At 66.5% G+C, this 25,463-nt stretch carries 27 protein-coding genes; 14 read left to right on the top strand and 13 right to left on the bottom strand.

What is annotated here, in order from left to right; all coding sequences use genetic code 11:
- Positions 1–6: 6 nt before the first annotated feature.
- A complete protein-coding gene (locus tag CD928_RS19825; protein WP_095388823.1) occupies positions 7–879 on the bottom strand; it encodes a hypothetical protein in 873 nt (290 codons plus the stop codon).
- Positions 880–942: 63 nt separating this feature from the next.
- Here CD928_RS19825 and CD928_RS19820 point away from each other — a divergent pair, with 63 nt between their 5' ends.
- From CD928_RS19820 to CD928_RS19770, 11 genes are all read left to right on the top strand, one after another.
- Positions 943–1,521, top strand: coding sequence for a NifU family protein (locus tag CD928_RS19820; protein WP_095389074.1), 579 nt, complete (start codon positions 943–945; stop codon positions 1,519–1,521).
- Between the two features lie 26 nt (positions 1,522–1,547).
- Positions 1,548–2,141 (top strand): malonic semialdehyde reductase, encoded by a 594-nt coding sequence (locus tag CD928_RS19815; RefSeq protein ID WP_095388822.1) that lies wholly within the window; start codon positions 1,548–1,550, stop codon positions 2,139–2,141.
- An 18-nt stretch (positions 2,142–2,159) separates the two neighbouring features.
- A complete protein-coding gene (tsaB, locus tag CD928_RS19810) occupies positions 2,160–2,777 on the top strand; it encodes a tRNA (adenosine(37)-N6)-threonylcarbamoyltransferase complex dimerization subunit type 1 TsaB (protein ID WP_095388821.1) in 618 nt (205 codons plus the stop codon).
- On the top strand, positions 2,774–3,247 hold the full coding sequence (locus tag CD928_RS19805) for a GNAT family N-acetyltransferase (protein WP_255247266.1): 474 nt from the start codon (positions 2,774–2,776) through the stop codon (positions 3,245–3,247). The genes tsaB and CD928_RS19805 overlap by 4 nt, the downstream gene beginning before the upstream one ends.
- Before the next feature lie 117 nt (positions 3,248–3,364).
- Positions 3,365–3,796: a MucR family transcriptional regulator gene (locus CD928_RS19800; RefSeq protein WP_095388820.1), complete on the top strand. Its 432-nt coding sequence runs from the start codon at positions 3,365–3,367 to the stop codon at positions 3,794–3,796.
- 139 nt (positions 3,797–3,935) lie between these two features.
- On the top strand, positions 3,936–4,361 hold the full coding sequence (locus CD928_RS19795; protein WP_095388819.1) for a Fur family transcriptional regulator: 426 nt from the start codon (positions 3,936–3,938) through the stop codon (positions 4,359–4,361).
- A complete protein-coding gene (locus CD928_RS19790) occupies positions 4,333–5,127 on the top strand; it encodes a 1-acyl-sn-glycerol-3-phosphate acyltransferase (protein WP_095389072.1) in 795 nt (264 codons plus the stop codon). Before CD928_RS19795 ends, CD928_RS19790 begins: the two co-directional genes overlap by 29 nt.
- 7 nt (positions 5,128–5,134) lie before the next feature.
- The gene (gene miaB, locus CD928_RS19785) at positions 5,135–6,472 is read left to right on the top strand and encodes a tRNA (N6-isopentenyl adenosine(37)-C2)-methylthiotransferase MiaB (RefSeq protein WP_095388818.1); all 1,338 of its coding nucleotides are present in this window, start codon (positions 5,135–5,137) and stop codon (positions 6,470–6,472) included.
- Positions 6,472–7,479, top strand: a complete 1,008-nt coding sequence (locus CD928_RS19780) for a PhoH family protein (RefSeq protein WP_095388817.1) — start codon at positions 6,472–6,474, stop codon at positions 7,477–7,479. The genes miaB and CD928_RS19780 overlap by 1 nt, the downstream gene beginning before the upstream one ends.
- A 248-nt stretch (positions 7,480–7,727) precedes the next feature.
- Positions 7,728–9,944: a TonB-dependent hemoglobin/transferrin/lactoferrin family receptor gene (locus tag CD928_RS19775; RefSeq protein WP_255247265.1), complete on the top strand. Its 2,217-nt coding sequence runs from the start codon at positions 7,728–7,730 to the stop codon at positions 9,942–9,944.
- Between the two features lie 16 nt (positions 9,945–9,960).
- Complete coding sequence (locus tag CD928_RS19770; RefSeq protein WP_095388816.1) at positions 9,961–10,935, top strand: DUF6607 family protein; 975 nt, start codon at positions 9,961–9,963, stop codon at positions 10,933–10,935.
- Between the two features lie 60 nt (positions 10,936–10,995).
- Here CD928_RS19770 and CD928_RS19765 read toward each other — a convergent pair whose 3' ends face one another.
- Positions 10,996–11,382, bottom strand: a complete 387-nt coding sequence (locus CD928_RS19765; protein ID WP_095388815.1) for a DoxX family protein — start codon at positions 11,380–11,382, stop codon at positions 10,996–10,998.
- Positions 11,383–11,590: 208 nt separating this feature from the next.
- Here CD928_RS19765 and CD928_RS19760 point away from each other — a divergent pair, with 208 nt between their 5' ends.
- Positions 11,591–12,049 carry a carboxymuconolactone decarboxylase family protein gene (locus CD928_RS19760; protein WP_095388814.1) on the top strand — a complete coding sequence of 153 codons (459 nt, stop codon included), beginning with the start codon at positions 11,591–11,593 and terminating at the stop codon, positions 12,047–12,049.
- The gene (locus CD928_RS19755) at positions 12,049–12,915 is read left to right on the top strand and encodes a sigma-70 family RNA polymerase sigma factor (protein WP_095388813.1); all 867 of its coding nucleotides are present in this window, start codon (positions 12,049–12,051) and stop codon (positions 12,913–12,915) included. Before CD928_RS19760 ends, CD928_RS19755 begins: the two co-directional genes overlap by 1 nt.
- Before the next feature lie 25 nt (positions 12,916–12,940).
- Here CD928_RS19755 and CD928_RS19750 read toward each other — a convergent pair whose 3' ends face one another.
- The 11 genes from CD928_RS19750 to wecB all read right to left on the bottom strand — a co-directional run bounded on the left by CD928_RS19750 (position 12,941) and on the right by wecB (position 24,164).
- Positions 12,941–13,546: a DUF3800 domain-containing protein gene (locus tag CD928_RS19750; protein ID WP_095388812.1), complete on the bottom strand. Its 606-nt coding sequence runs from the start codon at positions 13,544–13,546 to the stop codon at positions 12,941–12,943.
- A gap of 19 nt (positions 13,547–13,565) precedes the next feature.
- On the bottom strand, positions 13,566–13,952 hold the full coding sequence (locus tag CD928_RS19745) for a hypothetical protein (RefSeq protein ID WP_095388811.1): 387 nt from the start codon (positions 13,950–13,952) through the stop codon (positions 13,566–13,568).
- A 15-nt stretch (positions 13,953–13,967) separates the two neighbouring features.
- Positions 13,968–15,911, bottom strand: coding sequence for an ATP-dependent zinc metalloprotease FtsH (ftsH, locus tag CD928_RS19740; protein WP_095388810.1), 1,944 nt, complete (start codon positions 15,909–15,911; stop codon positions 13,968–13,970).
- An 88-nt stretch (positions 15,912–15,999) separates the two neighbouring features.
- Positions 16,000–16,998 (bottom strand): tRNA lysidine(34) synthetase TilS, encoded by a 999-nt coding sequence (gene tilS, locus CD928_RS19735; protein WP_095388809.1) that lies wholly within the window; start codon positions 16,996–16,998, stop codon positions 16,000–16,002.
- Entirely contained in the window at positions 16,952–17,878 is a 927-nt protein-coding gene (locus CD928_RS19730; RefSeq protein ID WP_095389070.1) for a tetratricopeptide repeat protein, read from the bottom strand. Before CD928_RS19730 ends, tilS begins: the two co-directional genes overlap by 47 nt.
- A gap of 120 nt (positions 17,879–17,998) precedes the next feature.
- Positions 17,999–18,844 carry a helix-turn-helix domain-containing protein gene (locus CD928_RS19725; RefSeq protein ID WP_095388808.1) on the bottom strand — a complete coding sequence of 282 codons (846 nt, stop codon included), beginning with the start codon at positions 18,842–18,844 and terminating at the stop codon, positions 17,999–18,001.
- Between the two features lie 145 nt (positions 18,845–18,989).
- Positions 18,990–20,291: an ATP-dependent protease ATPase subunit HslU gene (hslU, locus tag CD928_RS19720; RefSeq protein WP_095388807.1), complete on the bottom strand. Its 1,302-nt coding sequence runs from the start codon at positions 20,289–20,291 to the stop codon at positions 18,990–18,992.
- Between the two features lie 4 nt (positions 20,292–20,295).
- Positions 20,296–20,862, bottom strand: a complete 567-nt coding sequence (gene hslV / locus CD928_RS19715; protein WP_095388806.1) for an ATP-dependent protease subunit HslV — start codon at positions 20,860–20,862, stop codon at positions 20,296–20,298.
- Between the two features lie 48 nt (positions 20,863–20,910).
- Positions 20,911–21,717, bottom strand: a complete 807-nt coding sequence (locus tag CD928_RS19710; RefSeq protein ID WP_095388805.1) for a class I mannose-6-phosphate isomerase — start codon at positions 21,715–21,717, stop codon at positions 20,911–20,913.
- 46 nt (positions 21,718–21,763) lie between these two features.
- The gene (gene wecC / locus CD928_RS19705) at positions 21,764–23,059 is read right to left on the bottom strand and encodes a UDP-N-acetyl-D-mannosamine dehydrogenase (protein ID WP_095388804.1); all 1,296 of its coding nucleotides are present in this window, start codon (positions 23,057–23,059) and stop codon (positions 21,764–21,766) included.
- A complete protein-coding gene (gene wecB, locus CD928_RS19700; protein WP_095388803.1) occupies positions 23,049–24,164 on the bottom strand; it encodes a non-hydrolyzing UDP-N-acetylglucosamine 2-epimerase in 1,116 nt (371 codons plus the stop codon). Before wecB ends, wecC begins: the two co-directional genes overlap by 11 nt.
- Positions 24,165–24,401: 237 nt before the next feature.
- Between wecB and CD928_RS19695 the strand changes: the two genes are divergently transcribed.
- A complete protein-coding gene (locus tag CD928_RS19695; protein WP_095388802.1) occupies positions 24,402–25,187 on the top strand; it encodes a metallophosphoesterase family protein in 786 nt (261 codons plus the stop codon).
- The last annotated feature ends 276 nt before the right edge of the window (positions 25,188–25,463 follow it).

Raw genomic sequence — 25,463 nt, 5'->3', positions numbered from 1 at the left:
TTTGCGTCAAATGATGCCGAAGGTCCAGCCTTCGGTTGCGGCGAGCGCGGCGGTCAGCGGCGCGGGCGACCAGGGCGCGGCGTCGCCCGCGATCGCGCGTAGCCAGGCGGCGGCGAGCAGCGCGTCGCTCGCATGGTCGCTGACCGGACCCGCAAGGTGCGCGGGCCGTGATCCGATCGCGATCAGCGCGGCGTCGAGCGCGTCGCCGTCGCGGATCTTGCTGCGCCCCGGCGGTAGTCCCGCCGCGCGCGCCGCGAGGCTCGTGTAGATCTCGACGAGCACGGGCCCGCGCGCCGGAACCGGATCGAGCGGCCACAGAGGGATGCGACCGTAAAGGCGGTGGAGCAGGCGCATTCCCGAAAGGCTCGCCTTGCCGACCTGCGCCGCGCCGACGAGGTTGAAATTGCTGACGCTCGCGGCCTGTTTCGTCGTGCGCTGATGCTGCTCGACGATGCGCAGCCGCCCGCCGCCGGCTTCGAACAGGTCGCCGACGACGCCCGCGCCGTGGCGGAAATGGCGATGCGCCTCGGGATGCGCGAGGAAGGCGCCAGCCTCGAAATGCGGATCGCCCGCGGCGAGCCGTTCGACCAGTGCCCACAGCGCGCGGATGTCCGGGGGGCTGTCGCGCCATTCGGGAAAATAGGCCGCACGATCGGCGAAGGCGAAGGCGGCCGAGAAATCGAAGCCGATCAGCATGTCGGCGCCCGCTGCCGCGACATCCTCCAGCCAACCGAGTATCTCGGCGCGCGACCAGACATGCCCCGGCCGGACCAGCGCGGGCGCGCCGGCCCCGCTCGCCACCGCGAGCGCGATGCCGCGCTGGCGCTCGCCGCGGGCGCCCGACCAGTCGAGAGCGGCGAAATGGGTGAAACGGCGCATCGCCGCGCCCTAGCGCATGTGTGTCACCTTGCACAAAGCGCGAATGAGTCCCACATGCAGCCCATGCTGATCGAAACCGAATCGACGCCCAATCCCGCGACGCTCAAATTCCTGCCCGGACAGGCGGTGATGGAGGCGGGAACCCGCGATTTTGCGAGCCCCGAAGAGGCCGCCGCCTCGCCGCTCGCCACCGCGCTCTTCGCGCTCGGCGACGTGACGGGCGTGTTCTTCGGCCGCGACTTCATTTCGGTGACGATCGCGCCGGGCGCCGAATGGGCCGATGTGAAGCCCGACGTCCTCGGCATCGTCATGGATCATTTCCTCGCCCGGATGCCGCTGTTCCATCCGGCGAGCGCGGGTTTCTCGGTTCCCGCGGAGGAAGGGGAGGGCGGTTTCGCCGACGATCCCGCCGACGCCGACATCATCGAGCAGATCAAGGAACTCATCGAAACGCGCGTCCGCCCCGCGGTCGCGAACGACGGCGGCGACATCATCTATCGCGGTTTCGACAAGGGCAATGTGTATCTGAAGATGCAGGGCGCCTGCTCGGGCTGCCCCTCGTCGACCGCGACGCTGAAGAACGGCATCGAATCGCTGCTCAAACATTATGTTCCCGAAGTGACGGCCGTTCACGCCGTCTGACGCCATCCCGACAGGAGAATGCCCCGATGAGCGAGCCGCTTTCCGATAGCGCTCTCGACCAGCTGTTTCGCACCGCGCGCACCTATAATGGCTATGTCGACCGGCCGGTGTCGGACGATCAGCTGCGCGCGATCTGGGACCTGATGAAATATGGCCCGACGAGCGCCAACAGCCTGCCGGCGCGGATCGTCTGGTGCGTGTCCGGCGAGGCGAAGGCGAAGCTCGCCGCACTGTCGATGCCCGCGAACGGCGAGAAGATATTGAAGGCGCCGGTCACCGCGATCATCGCGATGGACAATGAATTCTACGAGCATTTGCCCGAATTCTTTCCGCACACCGATGCGCGGAGCTGGTTCGCGGGCAACGAACCCCACGCGCAGACCACCGCCTTTCGCAACTCGAGCCTGCAGGGCGCCTATTTCATCCTCGCCGCGCGGGCGCTGGGCCTCGACACGGGGCCGATGTCGGGCTTCGACAATGCGGCGGTCGACCAGGCCTTCTTCGCCGACGAGCCCAATGTGAAGAGCAATTTCATCTCGACGCTCGGCTATGGCGATCCCGCGACGATTTTCGAACGCAGCCCGCGGCCGAACTTCGGCCGTTTCAACCGCATCGCCTGATCGTCCGGGCGCGCCGCGATGCTGCGACTGGTCATCGATTCGGCGAGCGAAGCCTGTTCGGTGGCGCTGTTCGATGATTCGGCGCTTGTCGATTTCCGCCACGAGGCGATCGGCCGCGGGCATGCCGAGCGGCTGGTCCCGCTGATCGCCGAATTGAAGCGAGGGGGACGCGCCGACGCCATCGCGGTCGGCTGCGGGCCCGGCAGTTTTGCCGGGGTGCGGATCGGCGTCGCGGCGGCACGCGCGCTCGCGCTCGGGTGGAAGGTTCCCGTGCAGGGATTCTCGACCCTCGCGCTCGTCGCGGCGGGTGCCGCGGCCGAACTGGCCGAGGCGGGTGGCGGACTCATCGTGATGGAGGGCGGGCACGGGCAGTGGTTCGTCCAGCCCTTTGCCGCGGATCTGTCGCCTGCTGCCGCGATGCGCTCGCTTCTACCCGACGAGGCGGTGGAACTCGAAGATCCAGTCGTTATCGGCAACCGCGCGGAAGCATTCGTCGCCCGTCGCGGAAGCGGCCGCGCCCTGGCCGCGCTTCCCGACGCGCGCGCCTTCGCGGCGCTGCCGACAGCCGCGCTGTTTGCCGACCCGAGCCCGATTTACGGCCGCGCGCCTGACGCCAAGCCGATGACCGCGGCATGAGCGACCCCATCCACTTCGCCACGGCCCGCGTCAGCGATATCGGCGCTGTGATGGACGTGATGGAGGCCGCCTTCGACCCCGCCTATGGCGAGGCGTGGAGCGCGGCGCAATTGCTGACCCTGTTCGCGCTGCCCTCGGCGCGCGTCTGTCTCGCGCGCGAGGGCGACCGGCCGTGCGGCTTTTCCGCGGCGCGGGTCGCCGGACCCGAAAGCGAATTGCTGCTTCTCGCGGTGAACCCGCTCTGGCGCGGTCGCGGGGTCGGGCGGCGGCTGATCGACGACTGGCAGGCATGGGCCGCGCGGGAGGGCGCCGAGGATTATTTCCTCGAGATGCGCGCCGACAATTCGGCCGCTCGTCTGTACCGGGAAGCGGGTTTTTCCGAATGCGGGCGTCGGCCCGCTTATTATCGCGGCGGCGACGGGGTGATTCGCGACGCGATTACGATGCGACGCAGCGCAAACGCTTCGTAACCAAATGATCTTTCATTGCGGCGTTGTCACCAAAATGGCATGAATAGCTGTGGACGAAGAAATATAGGACCATTCGCCGTCCATTCTTCTGGGATGAATAGATAAGGAATCGCCCCCATGTCGGACCAAACCGATACCAACGAAATGCTCGTCACCTTGACGGCCGATATCGTCGCCGCGCATGTCAGCAACAACAGCGTCGCGATTTCCGACCTCGCGATGCTGATCAACAATGTCCACGCGGCGCTGTCGGGGCTGGGCAGCCAGGCCGTGCCCGAGGAGAAGCCGGTTCCCGCCGTGTCGATCCGCGCGTCGGTGAAGCCCGACTACATCGTCTGCCTCGAGGACGGCAAGAAGCTGAAGATGCTGCGCCGCCACTTAATGACGCACTACGAGATGACGCCCGACGATTATCGCGCGAAATGGGGCCTGCCCGCGGACTATCCGATGGTTGCCCCCAATTACGCCGAAAAGCGCCGCGCGCTGGCGAAGGAAATCGGTCTCGGCACCAAGGGCCGTGGCGGCGGGCGCAAGCGCCGGAAGGCTTGAAATCTTTCGTTGACGGTTCCCCTTGCGGGGAACGGGAAGGGGCGGTGCCGCGTCGGCGCCGCCCTTGTCCTATTCCCGGCGCGACCCTATACAATGTGCATAAGAAGAAACATGACTGCGTCTTGCAGGAAAGGCCCGCATGTCCGGTACGATCGATCTTGAAGCGCTGTGCCACGAGAAGGGGCTGCGCATCACCGAGCAGCGCCGCATCATTGCGCGCGTCATTTCGGATTCGGAGGATCACCCCGACGTCGAGACGCTCTATGAACGCGCATCGAAGGTCGACAGTGGCATTTCGATCGCCACCGTCTACCGCACCGTCCGCCTGTTCGAAGAGGCGGGCATCCTCGACCGCCACGATTTCGGCGACGGCCGCTCGCGCTACGAAGCGGCGCCCGAGGCGCATCACGACCATCTGATCGATGTCGAAACGGGCAAGGTGATCGAATTCGTCGATCCCGAGCTCGAGGCGCTGCAGAAGGTGATCGCCGAACGGCTGGGATTCCGCCTCGTCGACCACCGCATGGAACTTTATGGTGTCTCCCTCGATCGCAAGCGCGACTGATCGCGCTCCGATCACCTGGCGTTCGGTGCTGCGCCTCGCCGCGATGGTGCTGGCGCTGCTGTTCCTGATCGTTCCGCATCTTTGCTATCGCGCCGTTGGCCGCCCGTCGCCGATGGTCATGGCCTTCCTCAACGCCGCCGGCTGGATCGCGGGACTGCGCGTCCGCACCACCGGCACGCGGCTGCGGCGCGACGTATTGTTCGTCTCCAACCATGTGAGCTGGCTCGATATTCTCGCGCTCGGCGGCGCGGCGCGCTCGGCCTTCGTGTCGAAGGCGGAGGTCGAGACGACCCCGCTCGTCGGCTGGCTCGCCGACCAGAACCGCACCATCTATGTCCAGCGCGAGGCGAAGCGCGAGATCCACAATCAGACGAACGAGCTCCGGAGCGCGCTTGCGCGCGGGCGCCCGGTGACGCTGTTTCCCGAAGGTACGACCGGCCCCGGCGACGGGCTTCTGCCCTTCCGCGCCTCGCTGCTCCAGGCGGTGATTCCGACGCCGCCGCGGCTGCGGGTCCAGCCGGTCTTCCTCGATTATGGCGAGGAGGCGCCGGATATCGCCTGGCTCGACCCCGAGTCCGGGCTCGACAATTTCAAGCGGCTGCTCGCGCGCAAGCGCCCGATCCCGCTGACCATCCACTATCTCGACCCGCTGCCCGACGCGGTGGAGGCCGACCGCAAGGCGCTGGCCGAAGCCGTGCGCGCGGCGATCGCGGCGCGGATGGAAGAGGTGGCGCGCTCTTCCGCGACCGCGCGCTATCGCCTATAGCCCCCCGATGAAATCCGACTCTCCAAAGACTTTTCACGTCAAATCCTTCGGTTGCCAGATGAACGTCTATGACGGTGAGCGCATGGCGGAGATGCTGGGGGCGCAAGGTTATGCGCCCGCGGCCGAGGGCGCCGACGCCGACCTCGTCGTGCTCAATACCTGCCACATCCGCGAGAAAGCGGCGGAGAAGGTCTATTCGGACATCGGCCGGCTGAAGCGCGAAGACGGCAGCACCCCGACGATCGCCGTCGCGGGCTGCGTTGCGCAGGCCGAGGGTGCCGAGATCGCGCGTCGCGCGCCGAGCGTCGATGTCGTCGTCGGCCCGCAGGCCTATCATCGCCTGCCCGAACTGATCGCGCGCGCCGAAAGGGGCGAGAAGGCGGTCGACCTCGACATGCCCGCGATCAGCAAGTTCGGCGCGCTGCCGAAGCGCAGCGGCAACCGGCGTCCGACCGCTTTCCTGACCGTGCAGGAAGGCTGCGACAAATTCTGCACCTATTGCGTCGTTCCCTATACGCGCGGCGCCGAGACGAGCCGGCCGTTCGCCGACCTGATCGCCGAGGCGCGTGCCTTGGTTGCCGGGGGCGTGCGCGAGATCACCCTGCTGGGGCAGAACGTCAACGCCTGGGACGGCGAGGATGAGCGGGGGAGGGCGATCGGCCTCGACGGTCTGATCCGCGCGCTGGCGTCGGAGGACGGCCTCGAACGCATCCGCTACACGACCAGTCACCCCAACGACATGACCGAGGGGCTGATCGCCGCGCATGGCGAGGTCGACAAGCTGATGCCCTTCCTCCACCTGCCGGTGCAGGCGGGCAGCGACCGCATCCTCGCCGCGATGAACCGCAGCCACAGCGTCGAATCCTATCTGCGCGTCATCGAGCGCGCCCGCGCCGTGCGTCCCGACATCGCGATCTCGGGCGACTTCATCGTCGGCTTTCCGGGCGAGACCGAAGCCGATTTCCAGGCGACGCTCGATATCGTCCGCGCGACACGCTACGCGATGGCGTACAGCTTCAAATATTCGCGCCGGCCCGGCACGCCCGCGGCGTCGATGGAGGATCAGGTCGACGAGGCGGTAATGAACGACCGCCTGCAGCGACTTCAGGCGCTGCTCAACGAGCAGCAGCAGGCGTTCAACGAGGCGACCGTCGGTCGGACGACGCGCCTGCTTCTCGAGCGCAAGGGCAAGCATGAGGGGCAGCTCATCGGCAAGTCGCCCTGGCTCCAGTCGGTGCACCTCACCGCGCCGGGGCTCGTGATCGGCGATATGGTCGATGTCGAAATCACTTCGGCAGGTCCGAACAGTCTGGGCGCGATTCTGCGCCAATTGCAGGAGGCTTGATGTCCAAACGCCCGCTGACCGCCGCAACTCCCGCCGAACCCGGCGACCGCGTCCGACTGACCGCGGAATTCGAGCGAACGCAGCTCTTGGGCATCCTCTTCGGCGAGTTCGACCGCAATCTTGTCGCGATCGAGAACCGCCTCGGCGTCTATATCTCGGCGCGTGGCAACCGCGTGCAGATCGAGGGCGAAGCGGAAGCCGCGGCGCGCGCGCGTGACGTGCTCACCGAACTCTACAACCGCATCGAACAGGGGCAGGAGGTCGACGCAGGGCTCGTCGACGGGGTGATCGCGATGTCGGCGCAGCCGACGCTCGCGGGCATCATCCGGCACGACGCCAGCGAAGCGCCGCCGGTGATGATCCGCACGCGCAAGAAGACGATCGTTCCGCGCGCGCCGTCGCAGGTCCCCTATATGCAGGCGCTCGCGCGCGACGAGGTGATCTTCGCGCTCGGCCCGGCGGGCACGGGCAAGACCTATCTCGCGGTCGCGCAGGCGGTCGCGCAACTCATCACCGGCAGCGTCCAGCGCCTGATCCTCTCGCGTCCGGCGGTCGAGGCGGGCGAGAAACTCGGCTTCCTGCCCGGCGACATGAAGGAAAAGGTCGATCCCTATCTGCGCCCGCTCTACGACGCACTGCACGACTGCCTTCCCGCCGAGCAGGTCGAGCGCCGCATCGCGAGCGGCGAGATCGAGATCGCGCCCCTGGCCTTCATGCGCGGGCGCACTCTCGCCGACGCCTTCATCATCCTTGACGAAGCGCAGAACACGACGATCCCGCAGATGAAGATGTTCCTCACCCGCTTTGGCATGAACAGCCGCATGGTGATCTGCGGCGACCCCAAGCAGGTCGACCTGCCGCTCCCGGCCACGTCGGGCCTCGCCGACGCGGTCGCGCGGCTCGAAGGCGTCGAAGGCATCAACGTCAGCCGCTTTACCGCCGCCGACGTCGTCCGCCACCCGATCGTCGGGCGGATCGTCGAAGCCTATGAAGGGCCGGGGGCCTAGCGCGCGGCGCGATCCCATAACCTCATTGCGAGCCCTTCGACAGCCTTGCAGGCGCTCAGGATGAACCACGCGAAGCGATCCAGGGCATAGCAGGCCGATCTGGATGGCTTCGCTGCGCTCGCATGACGGCCGTCTTCCGCTTAGCATATTTTTCGAGAACGATTCTCAATAGCATCTTGACCCCCTGGATTTGACCTGCTTAGAGCGCCGCTATTGCGACTCACTCGCAATTAAGCAGGGGAAGACAATTGACCATCCATCGTGCGCCGTTCAGCCTGCGCCTCGTCACAGGCAGCGCGCTGGGCCTTGCGCTCGCCGCGATCGCCCAGCCGGCCGCCGCGCAGGACAATGACGGCGAATATTGGGTCGGCCTCAAGAACCGCATCGTCGTCACCGCGACGCGCACGCCGGCAAAAGCCGAAGACCTGCCGGTCACCATATCGGTCAAGAGCGACGAGCAGATCGCCGACGAACTCGTCACCGACATCCGCGACCTTGTGCGTTTCGAGCCCGGTGTCAGCGTCCAACGCCAGCCCGCGCGCTTCGGCGCCGCGCTCGGCGCGACGGGGCGGGCGGGGAACGACAGCTTCAACATCCGCGGCATCGGCGGCAACCGCGTGCTGATCCAGGTCGACGGCGTCCGTGTCCCCGACGGCTTCAGCTTCGGTGCGCAGGCGGCGGGGCGCGGCGACTATGTCGACCTCGGCCTCATCAAGTCGGTCGAGATCTTGCGCGGCCCCTCGTCGGCACTCTACGGCAGCGATGGTCTTGCGGGCGCGGTCAGCTTCATCACCGCCGATCCGGTCGATTTTCTCGGGAACGGAAAGAGCGTCGGGGGGCTGCTCCGCGCCGCCTATGCGAGCGCCGACGACGAGTTCAGCGAAACCGCTATCCTCGCCGGGCGCAGCGGCGACTGGTCGATCATGGGCGCCTATACCCACCGCGACTGGCAGGAACTAGACAACAAGGGGACGGTCGGCGGCATCGGAGCCGCGCGCACCGAGCCCAACCCGCAGGACGGTCGCTCCAACGCCGCGCTCGCGCGCCTCGTTTACGATCCCGCGAACGGCCACAAGTTGCGCCTCACCGGGGAATATCTCGACACGCATCTCTACACGAACGGGCTGACCGGGCTCAGCGGCACGGTCGACCGGCTCGAAGGCTTCGACAGCGGCGAACGCAAGCGCGTCTCGCTCGACTGGAGCTGGGAAGGCGAGGGAGCGATCGATTTCGCGCGCGTCGCCCTCTACTGGCAGGATGGCGAGGATCGCCAATATACCGAGGAAGACCGCACCCCGGCCGCCGACCGCACCCGCCTCAATACCTTCGAGAACCGCGTCATCGGCGCCTCGGCCGACGCGCGGGCCGATTTCGCGACCGGTCCGCTCGCGCATCGCCTCGTCTTCGGCGGCGACATCAGCAAGACGCGCCAGAATGGGCTGCGCGACGGCACGGTACCGCCCGCGGGCGAGGTGTTTCCGACCCGCGCCTTTCCGACCACCGACTTCACGCGCGGCGGGCTGTTCGCCGGCGACGAGATCTCGATCGCGGACGGGCGGCTGATCCTCTATCCGGCGCTGCGTTTCGACTGGTACGATCTGTCGGCGCGGAACGACCCGCTGCTTCCTGCTTTCTCCGGCGCTAGCCAGGACGGATCGCGCCTCTCGCCCAAGTTCGGCGCGGTGTGGAAACTGACCGACCAGGTGCGGCTGTTCGCCAATTACGCGACCGGCTTCAAGGCACCCGAGCCGGGACAGGTCAACCAGTTCTTCGAAAATCTCGCCTTCGGTTATACGTCGGCGCCCAACCCCGACCTCGGACCCGAGCGCAGCGAAAGCTTCGAGGGCGGCATCCGCTTCTCGAGCGATCATGTCAGCCTCGACCTCACCGCCTTCACGGCGCGCTACAAGGATTTCATCAGCCAGGAGGTGGTCAGCGGCAGCTTCACGCCCGCCGACCCCGCCGTCTATCAGTTCGTCAATCTCGATCGCGCCAGGGTTCAGGGGGCCGAGGCGCGGTTCGAGGGGCGGGCGTCGTCCGGCCTATATACGACGCTCGCCCTATCCTATGCGAAGGGCAGCGAGATATTGCCCGACGGCAGCCGGGTGCCGCTGGCGACGATCGATCCGCTGAAGCTCGTCGCCGGCGTCGGCTGGCGCGAGCCGACGAGCGGGCGCTTCGGCGGCCAGATCATCATGACGCACAGCGCGCGCAAGGAAGCATCGCGAACCGATGGCCTGTGCAGCCCCGAATGCTTCCGGCCGGACGGCTTCACCATCCTCGACGCGACCGCCTTCGTGCGGCTGGTCGAGGGACTGACGCTGCGCGCCGGCGTCTTCAACATCCTCGACGAGAAATATGCCTGGTGGAGCGACGTGCGCGGCCTTGCGTCGACTTCGACGGTGACCGACGCCTACACCCAGCCTGGCCGCAACGCGAGCGTCTCGCTCAGCTTCCGCTTCTGACCAAAAAGGACTGCCCATGACCCGCTTTCGCTCGATCGCCGCCGCGCTGCTGCTCACCGCCGCGCTGCCCTTCGCAGCATCGGCGCATCCGCCGATCGCCGCCGCGCAGGCGGCCGCGCAGTTCGAACAGGACCGCGCCGACATCCTCGCGATGGCGGGCAATTATCACGTCGGCTTCAACATGCAGGAATCGACGCGCTGGGACCCCGATTACGAAGTGCTCGAGCCCAAAAGGTCGGGCGGCAACGAGGTCGTCCGCGTGATAGAGGACACGGGGCGCAAGATCGTGCTCCAGCACATGCTCGTCATCACCGGCGACGATGGCGAGAGCTTCGTCATCAAGCATTGGCGGCAGGATTGGGAATATGAACCGGCCAGGGTGCTGGTCTACTCGGATCGCAATCAGTGGACATGGGAAGACGTCCCCGAAAAGATGCGCACCGGCCGCTGGTCGCAGACGGTGTATCAGGTCGACGATAGCCCGCGCTACGGCGGCTGGGGCCAGTTCGAGACGCAGGCCGGCATCCGCCGCTGGCGCTCCAACTGGACCTGGCGCCCGCTCGCGCGCCGCGACGCCGTCCGCAATCCCGTCTACGACCGCTATTATTCGATCAACCGCCACCAGCCGACGCCCGATGGCTGGATCCACTGGCAGGACAATACCAAGATGGGGATCAAGGATGGGAAGCTCGTCCCGATCGTCCAGGAATATGTTCTCAACACCTATATCAAGCACGACCAGTATGACGTGAAGGCGGCCGACGATTATTGGGCCGCGACGAAGGATTATTGGGCCGCGGTGCGCGCCGAATGGGATCGCGTCGCCGCGACAAAGGGCGGTATCGCGATCGAGGAAAAGGCCGATACCGGCACTGTGATCAGCGGCCGTCTGCTTGAGATGGCCGACGAGGTCCAGGATGGCAAGCTGACGACCGCCAAGGCGATCGCCGAGGCGAAGAAGCTGATCGAAACCAACACGCGCAAGCTCTGACCGACTTCACCATGTGAAGCCCGCAACTGGGGGCGGCTCGAAAGAGCCGCCCCCTATTTTTCAGGCTGGCTTCGAGCGCGCGCCGTCGACGCTCCAGATTCCGGCGCCGCGCGTCGCGATGAACAGGAAGAGAAAGCAGTAAAGCACGATCGTCTCGCCGCCGTTGGCGATCGGATAGAGACCCTGGCTGCCGTGCACCATCCAGTACCCGACCGCCGCCATACCGCTGGCGACGAAGGCCGCGGGGCGGGTGAAGAGGCCGAGGACGATCAGGCCGCCCGCGACCAGTTCGATCGCCCCTGCGGCGTGCAGCATCGGGTTGAGCGGCATCGGAAAATCGGTCGGGAAATTGAAATACTTCTGCACCCCATGCGCCATGAACAGCAGGCCCGCGACGATACGCAGCAACGCGTAGGCCTGTTCGCCGAAACCATCGAGAAACTTCATGATCCTTCCCCTCCTGTCGAAAGACGGAGCGATGCTAATGCAGCTTTCGAGCCCGTCAAAGCGCATTATCCGAAACGATGCGTTTCCAGTGACTTGGCTTCGCACTGCAAGAAAATAGGGGCGGGCATTTCATTTTTCTCGCGCCGCATGTCACATCCGCTGCCGCTGTCTCGTCATGCTTGTACAACCCAAGCCAAGGAGACACGATATGACCAAGGTTACCGATCCCTTCGCCGCCTCGCCCCAGCTGATGAAGCAATGGATGGCGGTCAGCCTCGCGGCGGAGAAGAGCCTCGAAAAAAGTCTGATCGAGCTGGTGAAGATCCGCTCGTCGATCCTCAACGGCTGCGCCAACTGCATCAACATGCACACTGCCGACGCCCGCGCGCACGGCGAAACCGAGCAGCGTATCTACCTGCTCGCCGCCTGGCACGAAGCGCCGGTCTACACCCCGCGCGAGCGTGCCGCGCTCGGCTGGACCGATGCCTTGACCCGCCTGTCGCAAGGGCACACACAGGTCGAAGCGCGCGCCGCTCTCGACGAGCATTTCACCGCGGAGGAGCAGATGAACCTGACCGTGATGATCAACGTCATCAATGGCTGGAACCGCATCGCGGTGGGCTTCGACCTCTGGTACGAAGGCGGCGTGCCGGCGAAAGCCGCCTGATGGCGCCGCAGGGCGCCCCTGATCCGGCGGACGCGGCGGCGAGTTTCGACCCGCTGCGTCCGCTGCTCACCCGCGTCGCCTACCGCATGCTCGGCTCGGTCGCCGATGCCGAGGATGTGGTGCAGGACGCCTTTCTCCGCTGGCTCGCCGCCGACCGCGATGCGGTGAACGAGCCTGCCGCCTTCCTGCGACGCACCGTGACGCGGCTTTGCCTCGATCAATTGAAGTCGGCGCGGCGCACGCGCGAGACCTATATCGGCCCCTGGCTTCCCGACCCGCTGGTCGAGGAGGAGGAAGAGGATGACGTTACCCTGCCGCTGATGCTCGCGCTCGAACGGCTCTCCCCGCTCGAACGCGCCGCCTTTCTGTTGCACGACGTGTTCGGCGTGGGCTTCGACGAGGTCGCGACGACGATCGGCCGCGATGCCGCCGCGACGCGCCAGCTCGCGGCGCGCGCCCGCACCCACGTCCGCGAGGCGCGTCCGCGCTACAAGCTCGAAAAGGAACAGGGCCTCGAAATCGCCAACGCCTTCTTTGCGGCCTCGCGCAGCGGCGACATGGGCGCGCTCGGCGCGCTGCTTGCCGCCGATGTCGGCATGTGGTCCGACGGCGGCGGCAAGCGCCCCGCGGCGATGGAGCCGGTGCTCGGCTTCGATATCGTGATGAAGCTGCATCGCAGCCTTGCGGTGTTGTTCGGCAAATACGGCTCGACCCTCGTCCACACCGGAACGATCAACGGCCTCCCGGGCTTCGTCACGCGCGAAGCCGACGGGGAGCTTCAGACCACCGCGCTCGAGATCGAGGAGGGCAAGGTCACCGCCATCTATGTGATGCGCAACCCCGACAAGCTGCGGCATGTGCACTGAATGGGCCCACCGGCCTTCGGCAAGGTCAGGGTAGCGCCGTCAATTCGGCGATGCGGATCGCCTTCGAGGCGAGCATCGGTTCTAGGATGATGCCGATGCGGCGCGCGCGCGCCGAATGCACGGTTATATTGTAGAGGCTGTTCGCGACGACGTCGGCGATCTGCACCCCGTCGCTGCGACGGCTGTCGGCGAGCGAGGCGCGGCCCCAGCCGGCGAGGCCGGTCTGGATCGTGTCGCGGACGCGGGCGAGGATCGCCGGGTCATAGCGGCCGTCGTCGATCACGACGTCGGTGCATACGCCGCCCGTCTCGGGCAGCCAGCGGCCGACGGCGGTGTCGAGCAACGCGGCATAGAGCGCGAGGTCGGTCGGCGCGGTGCCGTTCGCGTTAGGGTGGAGCTTGGTGCTTTCCGCCACCGCGACCCAGGCGCGGCCGCCGGCGCGGTCGAAGAGTTCGAGCAGATAGGCGCGCTCGGTCAGACTGATCCGGCTGCCCTTGAGTTCGCCGCGAAGCCCGGTGACGGCGCGGAAGCGCGCGTGAATCGACGCCGCGGCCTCGGGGGTCAGCATCACCGCGGAAAAAGTCATCGCCCCCGCGTTGAGCCCGCCCGATTCATCGCAATAGATCGTCATACATCCATGCGTTGGCGCATTATGCCGGGCAGGGATAGCGCTTTTTCATCAGCGCATCGAAGGCAGTATAGATCGACACCGCCCGCCGCCGGCTCGCGGGATAGCTGCGCAGATGCGCGAGCCATTGTTCGGGGGTCAGCGTGCCGGTTTCGGGCGGACAACTCGTCGTCCTGCGGCCCGCGCGGCGCTCAGCGTCGATCCGCGCCTTGTAGCGCCGGGCGGTCGCGACGACCTCGCCCTTCAGCCGGCTCGCCTCGGGGGTCGCCATCGCGAGCGGTCCGAAACGCAGAATCGCGTCGGAGCGCGCGAGGAAGGCGGCGACGCTCATGTCGCCCGGCGCCATCCCGCAAAGCAGCAGTCCGGCGAGCAGGGCAGGGCCGATGCGCGCGATATCCCCCGTGATCATGCGGCGGACGGGCCGTCAGACGCCTTGCGGATTGGCGTCGCCGAAGGGCCGCGGCTTGCGCTTGATCTGGGGCAGGCCGCCGGCGTGGCCGTGGACGGGAGTGCCGTGCTTGCCCTGATCGTCTTCGCGGCCGATATCCTCGCCCTTGATCGCGCGCTTGGCTTCTTCGCCCGACAGCGTCTCATATTCGAGCAGCGCGCCCGCGAGCAGGTGGAGTTCGTCGAGATGATCGGTGAGCACCTTGCGCGCGACATTTTCGCCTTCCTCGACGAGGCGGCGGACCTCGGCGTCGATCAGCTTCGCGGTCTCCTCCGACATATTCTGCGCACGCGAGACGCTGTGGCCGAGGAACACCTCGTCCTGATTATCGCGATAGCGCAGCCAGCCGAGCTTTTCCGACATGCCATATTCCATCACCATCGCGCGCGCCATGTCGGTCGCCTGCTGGATGTCGTTCGACGCGCCGGTATTGAGCTCGTCCTTGCCGTAGATGAGCTGCTCGGCGATGCGGCCGCCGAAGCAGAGCGCGAGACGTGCCTTCATCTGCTTCATATTCTGCGAATAGCGATCGCGCTCGGGCAGGTTCCACGTCACGCCCAGCGCGCGGCCGCGCGGGATGATCGTCACCTTGTGCAGCGGATCATTATGTTCGACGTGCAGCGAGACGAGCGCGTGACCCGCTTCGTGATAGGCGGTCGCCTTCTTCTCGTCCTCGGTCATCACCATCGAGCGGCGCTCGGCGCCCATCATGACCTTGTCCTTCGCTTCCTCGAACTCGTTCGACGCGATCAGGCGCTTGCCCTTGCGCGCGGCGAGCAGCGCCGCCTCGTTGGCGAGGTTCGCGAGGTCGGCGCCCGAGAAGCCCGGGGTGCCGCGCGCGATGCGGCGCAGGTCGACATCGGGCGCGAGCGGCTTCTTGCGCGTGTGGACCTCGAGGATCTTCTGGCGGCCCTCGATATCGGGACGCGGCACGACGACCTGGCGGTCGAAGCGGCCGGGACGGAGCAGGGCGGGGTCGAGCACGTCGGGGCGGTTGGTCGCCGCGACGATGATGATGCCTTCATTGGCCTCAAAGCCGTCCATCTCGACGAGGAGCTGGTTCAGCGTCTGCTCGCGTTCGTCATTGCCGTTGCCCAGCCCGGCGCCGCGGTGGCGGCCGACCGCGTCGATTTCGTCGATGAAGACGATGCACGGCGCGTTGCGCTTCGCCTGCTCGAACATGTCGCGCACGCGCGACGCACCGACGCCGACGAACATCTCGACGAAGTCCGAGCCCGAAATGGTGAAGAAGGGGACGCCGGCTTCGCCCGCGATCGCGCGAGCGAGCAGGGTCTTGCCGGTGCCGGGTGAGCCGACGAGCAGCGCGCCCTTGGGAATCTGGCCGCCGAGCTTCGAGAATTTGGTCGGATCCTTGAGGAATTCGACGATTTCCTCCAGCTCCTCGCGTGCCTCGTCGATGCCGGCGACGTCGTCGAAGGTCACGCGGCCCTGCTTTTCGGTCAGCATCTTGGCGCGGCTCTTGCCGAAGCCCATCGCGCCCGATCCGTTGTTCTTCTGCACCTGGCGGAAGACGAAGAAGGCGATGCCAATGATCAGCAGGAAGGGCAGCGACTGAATCAGCAGATAGACCCAGATATTGCCGGTCTCGGTCGGCTTGCCGTCATATTTGACGCCATGGTCGTTGAGCAGCTTCAGAAGTTCGGAATCGCGGACGAGGTTGGCGGTGAAGCGGTCGCCGTTCGACAGTTCGCCGGTCACGCGGTCCTCGGACAGGACGACCGATTTGACGCTGCCTTCCTCGACCTTTTGCCGGAATTCGGAATAGGCGAGGGTGTTGCCCGCGGGCTGTGTCGCACCGCCGAACATCGAGGCGACGAGGAGCATGGCGAGCAATATGCCGCTCCAGATCATCACGCTCTTCATCCAGGGGTTGCCCTGCGGTTCCTTGTCGTCCTGCATGCGGAATCTTTCCAGATCGTCACGAAACGCCGCGACTCTTGGGCTCAAGATAGGAAGTTCGGGTTAAATGACAATGAGCCAATATGTCTCAGAGACGCGCTTTTCGGCGGGGCGCGGCCAAAATGCGCCAGAAATCTTTCCCGGAGCCTTTTACGGCGTCGATCAGCAGTTCACCGACCATCGCCCGGCGTCCCGCGCGCATCGCCGCGATGACGCCGCCGAGCGTATCTCCCCGCAAGCCGAGCCGTGGGTCGTTCGCGCGTAATCGCCGCTCGACGATGCGGCGGAAAATTTCGTCGGGATAGTCGCGGTCGCGGATCACCGACGGGTCGTCGGCGTCGGGCCAGGTCGCGATCGCGGCCCCGACCGCCCAGTCGAGCGCGGCGTCGGCCTCTCCCAGCCATTGTGCCGATCGGGCGGCCGCCTGCGGATCGAGAAACAGCTGCGCCTGCAACGCATGCCGCAGCCGAGCGCGGTCGAAGCGGATGTCGGCGTTCGACGGGTCCTGGGCAATGGGCAGGTCGGCGTCGAGCGCGAGACCCGCGAGTTCGTCGCGCCGCCAGTGGAGCAGCGGCCGCAACACCGCGCCGTTCGAGGCGCGAACGCCCGCCAGGCCGCCGACACCGCTGCTGCGGTTGAGGCGCATGATCATCGTTTCGAGCTGGTCGTCGGCATGATGCGCGGTCAGGATATGGTCGAGGGCCTGCGCCTCGCGCCACTGTTCGAGCAGCCGGTAACGCTCGGTCCGCGCCGCGGCCTGCAGCGATCCGGCGATCGGGGCGGCGGGGTGAAGGATCGCGTGCGGAACATGCTCGCGCGCGCAATAACCTGCGACCATGCGCGCCTCGTCCGCCGAGCCGCGGCGCAGCTTGTGATCGACCGTCGCCGCCCACACCTGGCCGGGCAGCAGCGACGCGACGAGCCAGAGCAGCGCCATGCTGTCGGGGCCGCCCGACACGGCGACGCCGTAGCGCTTGTCGTGCCAGTCGGGCCCGGCGAGCGCGGTCAGGTCGGCGGCGAACCGCTCGACGCTGCCGGGATCAGCAGCCTGCTTTTGCTTTTGCGGCGGCGGCATCGTCGCGGACATCCTGGGGCGCCTTGTCGCCATAGACTTCGTCGAGCTCGCGGAACGCCTTGCAAGCATCGCTCTTGCGGCCGAGCTTGGTCAGCGCGACGCCCATGTACATCAGGCTGTGCGGCGCGCGCGGGCCGCTGGGCTGGGCCTTGTAATTATTATAGAAGGCGACCGCGGCAAGGCTCGGCTTGCCTTCGTCGAGATAGGCGCGGCCGAGCAGGTTCTGCGCATAGCTCGCATAGCTGTTCTTGGGCCATTTGGCGACGACCTGCTTGAGCTGCGCCTCGGCTTCGGGATAGAGTTTCGCGTCCCACAGACGATAGCCATAGGTATAGCCATCGGCGGCCTCGTTGCCCGTCGCGGGAATCTCCACCTTCTTGACCAGCGCGAGCCGCGCCGCGTCGGCGCTGCTCGCCGCGGGCTTGTCCTCGGTCTTCTTCGGAGGCGTCGCCGCCGCGCCCGTCGTCGGCCGCACCGCCGGGGCGAGGCTGGCCGCGGCTGTGGTCGCCTCGGCGGGTTCGGGCGCCGCGAAGCGCTTGTCCATTTCCGCCTTATAGGCGGTGAACTGCTTTTCGAGTTCGCGAAGCTGAAAGGCGTTCTGCTCGGTCTGGCCGGTCAGCGTCTGGAGCTGCGCCTCGAGCGCATCGACGCGCGCGGTCAGGTCGATCACCGGCGCCGTGCTCTTCACCCGTTCGCCGGGGGTGTTGTCGGGCGCGATCTCGCCCTCGAAAAAGGCGGGGCTGCCGCCGGGAAACACGCTGCGCTGGACCGCGCGCATTTCCTTTTCCAGCCGTTCGACACGCTTGTCGATCGCCCCGTCCTGCGCCGCAGCGCCCGGCGCCATCATGGTCAGCGCGGCGCTGGCCGCGCCGAGGTACAGGATTTTCCGCATCATCATCTTTCGATCAGCCCCCACAGGTTAACCATTTTCCCATCCATAACGCGGCAAAGGACGGCAGCGCAAACCCATTTCGGCGCGTTGCCGCCTGCGGCGGGCCGGACGAGGCGTGTTTTAGCGCTTGGGGGCGGGGACGGCGGGTGCGCCGCCGCTGCTTCCCTCCGCGCGCGCGACAAGGTCGGAGGGCTTCAGGGAAACCCCCTTGACCAGCGTGTCGGCGGGCCCGATGGCGCCGACATCGCGGCCACCGACGGTAACCTTCAAGGCCTGCGGGATGCTTGTGCGTAGCGTGAACTGCTCGATATAGGCGGGCGGAACCTGATAGACTTCACCCGCATCGAGCGTTCGCCAATTCTCGGTCTTGCCGGTGGCGTCGTCGAAGCCGATCCACACCTCGGAAAGGCCGGTGAGCACGACCGGCGCGTTTTCGGCCACCTGCGCGGTACCCGCGGCGCCGGTCCTGGGGGCTGGCGCGTCGGTCGCGGGTGCTTCGGACGCCTCGGCGTCGGCATTTTGCGCCGCGATCAGCGCTTCATCGGGTTCGATCGACAGGAAACGCCAGACGCCATAGGCCGACGCCAGCAGCGCCGTGACGATCACCAGCGTCCAGGTCAGCCTGGCCGTGGGCAGCCGCGCGGGATCGGTGGGCTCATAGGCCTCATAAGCGGGTCGCGCCGCATATTCATCGTCTTCGAGCTCGCGGCGCACCGCGGCGCCGATCTCGGCTTCGGGCAGGTCGACCGCGCGCGCATAGGCCCGCGCGAAACCGGTGACATAGGTGCGTCCGGGAAGCTCGGAAAAATCGGATTTCTCGATCGCTTCCAGATGGCGCTGGGTGATCCGCGTGCGGGTGGCGACGTCGGCGAGCGACAGCCCCGCGGCTTCGCGCGCCAGCCGCAGCCGGTCACCGGTGCGCGTAATCGCCAGTTCGCCCTGCTCGGCGCCCTCTTCGTCTGCCATTACTGTCTCCGTGCCAGCCGTTTGCGACCCCATGTCGGCCGTGTCGGGGCACGTTCTCGCATCGACGATGCAGCAAAGTCAAATGAAGTTCGGCAAATAGCGGACCGAAAAGGTGCCAGCCCGGTCTTGCCGGCTGCGGCCGCCCTCAGAGCACATATTTGCTGAGGTCGGTGTCCCCCACGACGTCGGCGAGCTGGCGGTCGACATAAGCGGCGTCGACCGTCAGCGTCGTGCCGCCCATGTCCTCGGCGCCGAAGCTCACTTCCTCGACCAGCCGCTCCATGATCGTCTGGAGGCGGCGGGCGCCGATATTCTCCACCTTCTCATTGACCTCGGCGGCGAGCTTCGCGACGCGCGCGATCGCGTCGTCGGTGAAGGAGAGCGTCACCCCCTCGGTGCCGATCAGCGCGGCATATTGTTCGGGAAGCCCCGCCTTGGTCTCGGAAAGAATGCGGACGAAATCCGCCTCGCTGAGTGCGCCCAGTTCGACGCGGATCGGCAGACGGCCCTGCAACTCGGGGAGCAGGTCGGAGGGCTTGGCGACATGGAAGGCGCCCGAGGCGATGAAGAGGACGTGGTCGGTCTTCATCGGGCCATATTTGGTCGCGACCGTCGTGCCTTCGATCAGCGGCAGCAGGTCGCGCTGCACACCCTCGCGGCTCACCGAGCCGCCGCGCACGTCGCTGACGGCAATTTTATCGATCTCGTCGAGGAAGACGATGCCGTTCGCCTCGGCGTCGGCGAGCGCGACGCGCGCGACATCGTCCTGGTCGAGGCGCTTGTCCTGCTCCTCCTCGATCAGCCGGGTCGCGGCTTCGAGCACCGTCAGCTTGCGGCGTTTCTTGGGCGGGCCGCCCATCGCCTTGCCGAGCATGTCGGAGAGGTTGATCATGCTCATCTGGCCCGGCTGGCCGGGCAGTTCGAAGTTCATGCTCGGGGCGTCGGCGACCTCGATCTCGACCTCGCTGTCGTCGAGATGCCCTTCGCGGATGCGCTGGCGGAAACTCTGGCGCGTCGCCTCGCTCGCGCCCTTGCCGGTCAGCGCGTCGAGCAGCCGTTCCATCGCGGCTTCCTCGGCGGCCGCGCGCACCGCCTCGCGGCGGCGGTCCTTTTCGAGCCGCACCGCTTCCTCGACCAGGTCGCGCGCGATCTGCTCGACGTCGCGGCCGACATAACCGACCTCGGTGAACTTGGTCGCCTCGACCTTGATGAAGGGCGCATCGGCGAGCTTCGCAAGACGGCGCGAAATCTCGGTCTTGCCGCAGCCCGTCGGGCCGATCATCAGGATATTCTTCGGGCTTACCTCGTCGCGCAGGTCAGGCGCGAGCTGCTGGCGGCGCCAGCGGTTGCGGAGCGCGACCGCGACCGCGCGCTTCGCGGCGTCCTGGCCGATGATGTGCGTGTCCAATGCGGCGACGATCGCCTTGGGAGTCAGATCTTTGTTCATGGGGTCAGGCCTGGATTTCGATGATTTCTTGAGTGAACTGGTCGTTGGTATAGACGCAGATATCGGCCGCGACCTCCATCGCCTTTCGTGCCAGCACCGCTGGGTCTTTTTCATAATCGACGAGCGCACGCGCCGCCGAGAGCGCGAAATTGCCGCCCGATCCGATCGCGGCGATCCCGCCCTTGGGTTCGAGGACGTCGCCGTTACCGGTGATGACCAGCGTCACCTCCTTGTCGGCGACGATCATCATCGCTTCGAGGTTGCGCAGATATTTGTCGGTGCGCCAGTCCTTGGCGAGCTCGACCGCGGCGCGCAAGAGCTGGCCATTATGCCGTTCGAGCTTGCTCTCGAGCCGCTCGAACAGCGTGAAGGCGTCGGCGGTCGCGCCGGCGAAGCCGCCGATGACGCTGCCGTCGTGAAGGCGGCGGACCTTCTTCGCATTGGGCTTCATCACCGTCTGGCCCATCGACACCTGGCCGTCACCGATGATGACGACCTTTTCGGGCGTGCGGGCGGAAAGGATGGTGGTTCCGTGCCAGGGCGCGGCACGGTGCGCGGTGGGTTCGCTCATGCCGCGCGATATGGGAGATGCACGGCGGGGCCGCAAGGGGAGGGGAGATCAGGCGGGCCAGGCGAGGAGCGCGCGGCCGTCCGTATCGATCTCGATTGTTGCCGGGTCGTCGATCAGCACCGCCTCGCCGAGCGCGACGGCTTCGCCCGCTGCGCGGCACCCCGCCGACAGCGGCACGAAGGTCAGTTCGCCTCGCGCCGTCAGGGCGAGGGCCGGATCGACCGGCCCCGTGAGGTAGGCGAGATGAAAATAGGGTCCCTCTACCAGCATGCGGTTCGCGTGTGGGTCAACGACAGTGTCGCGCGGATCGTGGACCGGGCCAAGCGTCGCCACCTTTAGCGCCTCGTTAAGGTGCAACTCGCGCGGGCGGCCATAATCGTAGAGGCGGTAGGTGCAATCGATATTCTGCTGCACCTCGACGACCGTCAGCCCGCCGCCGATCGCGTGGATCGTGCCGGCGGGGTTGTAGACGAAGTCGTTCGCCTTCGCCGCGCGCCAGTCGATCTGCTCGACGATGCTCCCGTCGAGCGCTGCGGCGCGGAGCGCCTCGCGCGTCATTTCGGCGGTGAGCCCGACGCCGAGTTCGGCGCCGGGGTCGGCTGACAGGATCAGCCAGCATTCCTCTTTGCCGCGCGGATAGCCTGCGAGGCGCGCGGCTGCGTCGTCCGGGTGGACCTGGATCGACAGCCGCTGGGAGGTGAAGAGGAATTTGACGAGAATCGGCGCCGCGTCGCCCGCCGGGTTCGCGAACCAGATCTCGCCGATCCGCCGGCCCGCGAAGTCGCCGAAATCGCGCGGGATATCGGTGCGGCCCCACGGCTTTTCGACGACGATCGTTTCGAGACGCGTCAACATGGAGCCATGATCAGAGTCATGCCGTCGCGGGTCAAGCGATATAGGGTCAGGCTGCCCGGTGGAGGCGATTGCCGTGCCCGCCGCTCGGCTGGTCGAGCCACAACCCGCGCGTGTCGTAGACGATCTTGTCGGCGCGCTCCTCGAGCGGGATCGATTTGAACAGGTCGTGGTCGACGAGGACGATCAGCAATTCGCATTCGGCAAGCGCGCTGTCGAGGTCGATCAGCCGCGCGCCGGTGCCCGCGAATTCCATCGGCAGACCGCGCGCATAGGGCTCGACGATGTCGATCTGCGAGCCGAAGCGTCGCGCCAGAGCGGCGGCGACCTCGACCGCGGGGCTTTCGCGAAAATCGTCGATGTTGGGCTTGAAAGCGAGACCCAGGCACGCGACGCGCGCCTTGGGGTGCTGCGATACCAGCATTTCCGCTGCCCCGATGACATGCGCGGTCTTGGCGATATTCACCTCGCGCGCGGTGCGGATCAGCCGGCTGTGTTCGGGCGCGCCGTGGACGAGAAACCAGGGGTCGACCGCGATGCAATGGCCGCCGACGCCGGGCCCCGGCTGGAGGATATTCACGCGCGGGTGGCGGTTGGCGAGGCGGATCACCTCCCACACGTCGACCCCTAGCGCTTCGGCCATCATCGAGAGTTCGTTGGCGAAGGCGATGTTGACGTCGCGGTAGCTGTTCTCGACCAGCTTCACCATTTCGGCGGCGCGCGCCGTCGTCGTGACGCAGGCGCCCCGCACGAACTGGCGATAGAAAGTCATCGCGCGGCGCGCGCAGCGCGGGGTGATGCCGCCGATGCAGCGATCGTTGTCGACCAGTTCGACGAGGATGCGTCCCGGCAACACGCGCTCGGGGCAATAGGCGATGAAAATGTCCGCCGCGCCGCTGCAGCGGCCGGGCACGCGGAGGTCGGGGCGCAGGTCGGCGATCAGTTCGGCGACCTTCTCGGTCGTGCCCACCGGCGAGGTCGATTCGAGGATGACGAGGTTGCCCGCCTCCAGCACCGGCGCGATGGCGCGTGCGGCGTCGAGGACGAAGCTGATGTCGGGGCGATGCTCGGCGTCGTGCGGCGTCGGCACCGCGATGACGAAGCTGTCGGCGGCGACCATCGCGGTCGAGGCGACAAGCGTGCCGCGTGCGACGACGCCCTGCACCAGCCCGTCGAGGTCGACCTCCTCGATATGCACCTTGCCGTTGTTGACGGTTTCGACGACCTTCGCGCTGACGTCGATACCGGTGACCTTGCAGCCCGAGCGGGCGATCAACGCCGCGGTCGGCAGGCCGATATAGCCGAGGCCAACGACGGTAACTTTCTGTTCGATATCAACGGCCACGCGCGACAATCTCCGCAATCTGGACGCCTGCGGTCCCGTCGCCGAACGGATTATGGGCGCGGGCCATGGCGTTGTAGGCGGCACCATCATCCAAAAGGCTGAAGATTTCGGAAACGATATGGTCCCTGTCGGTGCCGACCAGCCGGGCGGTCCCGGCGGCGATGCCTTCGGGCCGCTCGGTCGTCTCGCGCATCACGAGCACGGGCTTGCCGAGCGACGGCGCTTCCTCCTGCACGCCGCCGCTGTCGGTCAGCACGAGGTCGCATTCGGCGAGCAGGCGCACGAAATGCGGATAGTCGAGCGGGTCGATCAGCGCGACGTTGGTGAGGGCGCCGAGGATCGGCTCCATCGCGCTGCGCACGTGCGGATTGGGATGGACGGGAAAGACGACCGCGACGTCGCTTCGCGCCGCGATCGCCGCGATGGCTTCGGCGATCGCCTTCATGCCGTCCCCGAAATTCTCGCGCCGGTGCGAGGTGACCGCGATGATCCGTTTGCCGGCAAAGCGCGCGATCAGCGGGTCTAGCCCCGCGGCGAGCGCGGGCTCCTCGTCGATGCGCGCCTTGGTGGCAAGCAGCGCGTCGATCACGGTGTTGCCGGTGACATGAATGCGGTCGGCGGCAACATTCTCGGCCCTCAGCGCGGCGGCGGCGGTGTCGGTAGGCGCGAAGTGCAGATCGGCGACGGCGCCGGTGACCTTGCGGTTCACTTCCTCCGGCCAGGGGTGATAGATGTTCCCGCTGCGCAATCCCGCCTCGACATGGCCGACGGGAATCTTGCGGAAATAGGCGGCGAGCGTCGCCGCCATCGTCGTCAGCGTATCGCCGTGGACGAGGATGCGGTCGGGCCTTTCGGCGTCGAAGGTTTCGCCGAGCCCGGTCACCAGCCGTGCCAGCAGCGCGTCGAGTGTCTGGTTCGCCCGCATGACGTCGAGATCGATGTCGGGAGCGATACGCGCGATGTGCAGGACCTGATCGAGCATCTCGCGATGCTGCGCGGTCACGCAGACGCGCGCATCTACGCCATCCTGACGTCGCAGCGCGTGGATGACGGGAAACATTTTGATCGCTTCCGGGCGTGTCCCGAAAACCGTCATGATTTTCATATGTATTATCCAGCACTTGTAGCTAATGACGGATTAAGCGCAAATGCTTGCGACACCCTTAAATTTTACCGGTCGACGGAAAATTGCCCCCTGTGAGCGGGGGCCTTGCAACGCTTGGACGCCTTCCGCGTATATTGCCACGGCGGATTTGGGGGGGTAGGGGGCGATATCGCTCTCGAGGCCTTTGTTTTCGGCCATTTGTCCGGATTGAAATACGTAAGATCGGTTTATTTGTTCATGTTCTGGAAGCGTAAAGGCAAGCCAGCCCAGCCGGCGCGCAGTGGCTTTTCGGTCCCCGCGGGGCAGCGCGTCTATGCGATCGGCGACATTCACGGTCGCGACGACCTCTTCGCCGAGATGCTCGACCTGATCCGCGCTGACAATGCCGCGCGCGGTCCCGCGCAGATCAGCATCGTCCTGCTCGGCGATCTCGTCGATCGTGGCCCGCAATCGGCCGAGGTCATCGAGCGCGCGATGCGGCTGCGCGAGGAATTTCCCGATACCCGGCTTCTCATCGGCAATCACGAGGAATGCTTTCTCGCCGCGCTGACCGGCGACGTTCGGCGGCTGCGCTATTTCATGCGGATCGGCGGCGACGCCACGGTCGCCAGCTATTGGAATGATGACGCGGGCCTCGCCGAAGCGAGCTTCGAGGAAGTCGCCGAACGGCTGCCGCGGCTGGTCCCGGCCGAACATGTCGCCTTCCTGGGAATGGGCGAGGATGTCATCGAGATCGGCGATTATGCCTTCGTGCATGCCGGAATCCGGCCGGGCGTGCCGCTCGAGCAGCAGGCACTGTCCGACCTGCGCTGGATCCGCGACGATTTCCTCGACAACCTCGCCGACCATGGCAAGATGATCGTCCACGGCCACAGCATCACCGCCGAGCCCGACGAGCAGGCGAACCGGATCGGCGTCGACGTCGGGGCGTTTCGCAGCGGGATCCTGGCGGCGCTCGCGCTCGAGGGCGACCAGCGCTGGTTCCTTTTCGCGCGCGAGAAGCTGGAACGCGCCGCGGCATGATGGTGGCGGGCCGGGGCGGCGGATTTCCAGGCAAATCCAATCTCACCGGCGCTTTGGTGCAGTCCGCCTTATCGCGCTTGTCACCCCTGAAGCGAGCGTCTAAGCCCCCGCCGCGCAGTCGAGCGAAGCTGGGCCCCGTGTTACTGAAGACAAGAAAAGACGATCATGAATAGACACGCGGTGGCAACTCCTATCCCGAAATTGTCTTTTGGTTCGGCCTTGTCGACCTCGGCTCCTATACTTTTCCTGATCTTCGCTTTCTTGGTGGGTGGTGGC

This window comes from Sphingopyxis sp. GW247-27LB, assembly GCF_002277025.1.
Lineage (GTDB): Bacteria > Pseudomonadota > Alphaproteobacteria > Sphingomonadales > Sphingomonadaceae > Sphingopyxis.
Note: the sequence above shows the minus strand (reverse complement) of the source record. Positions and strands in the feature narration are given on the sequence as shown.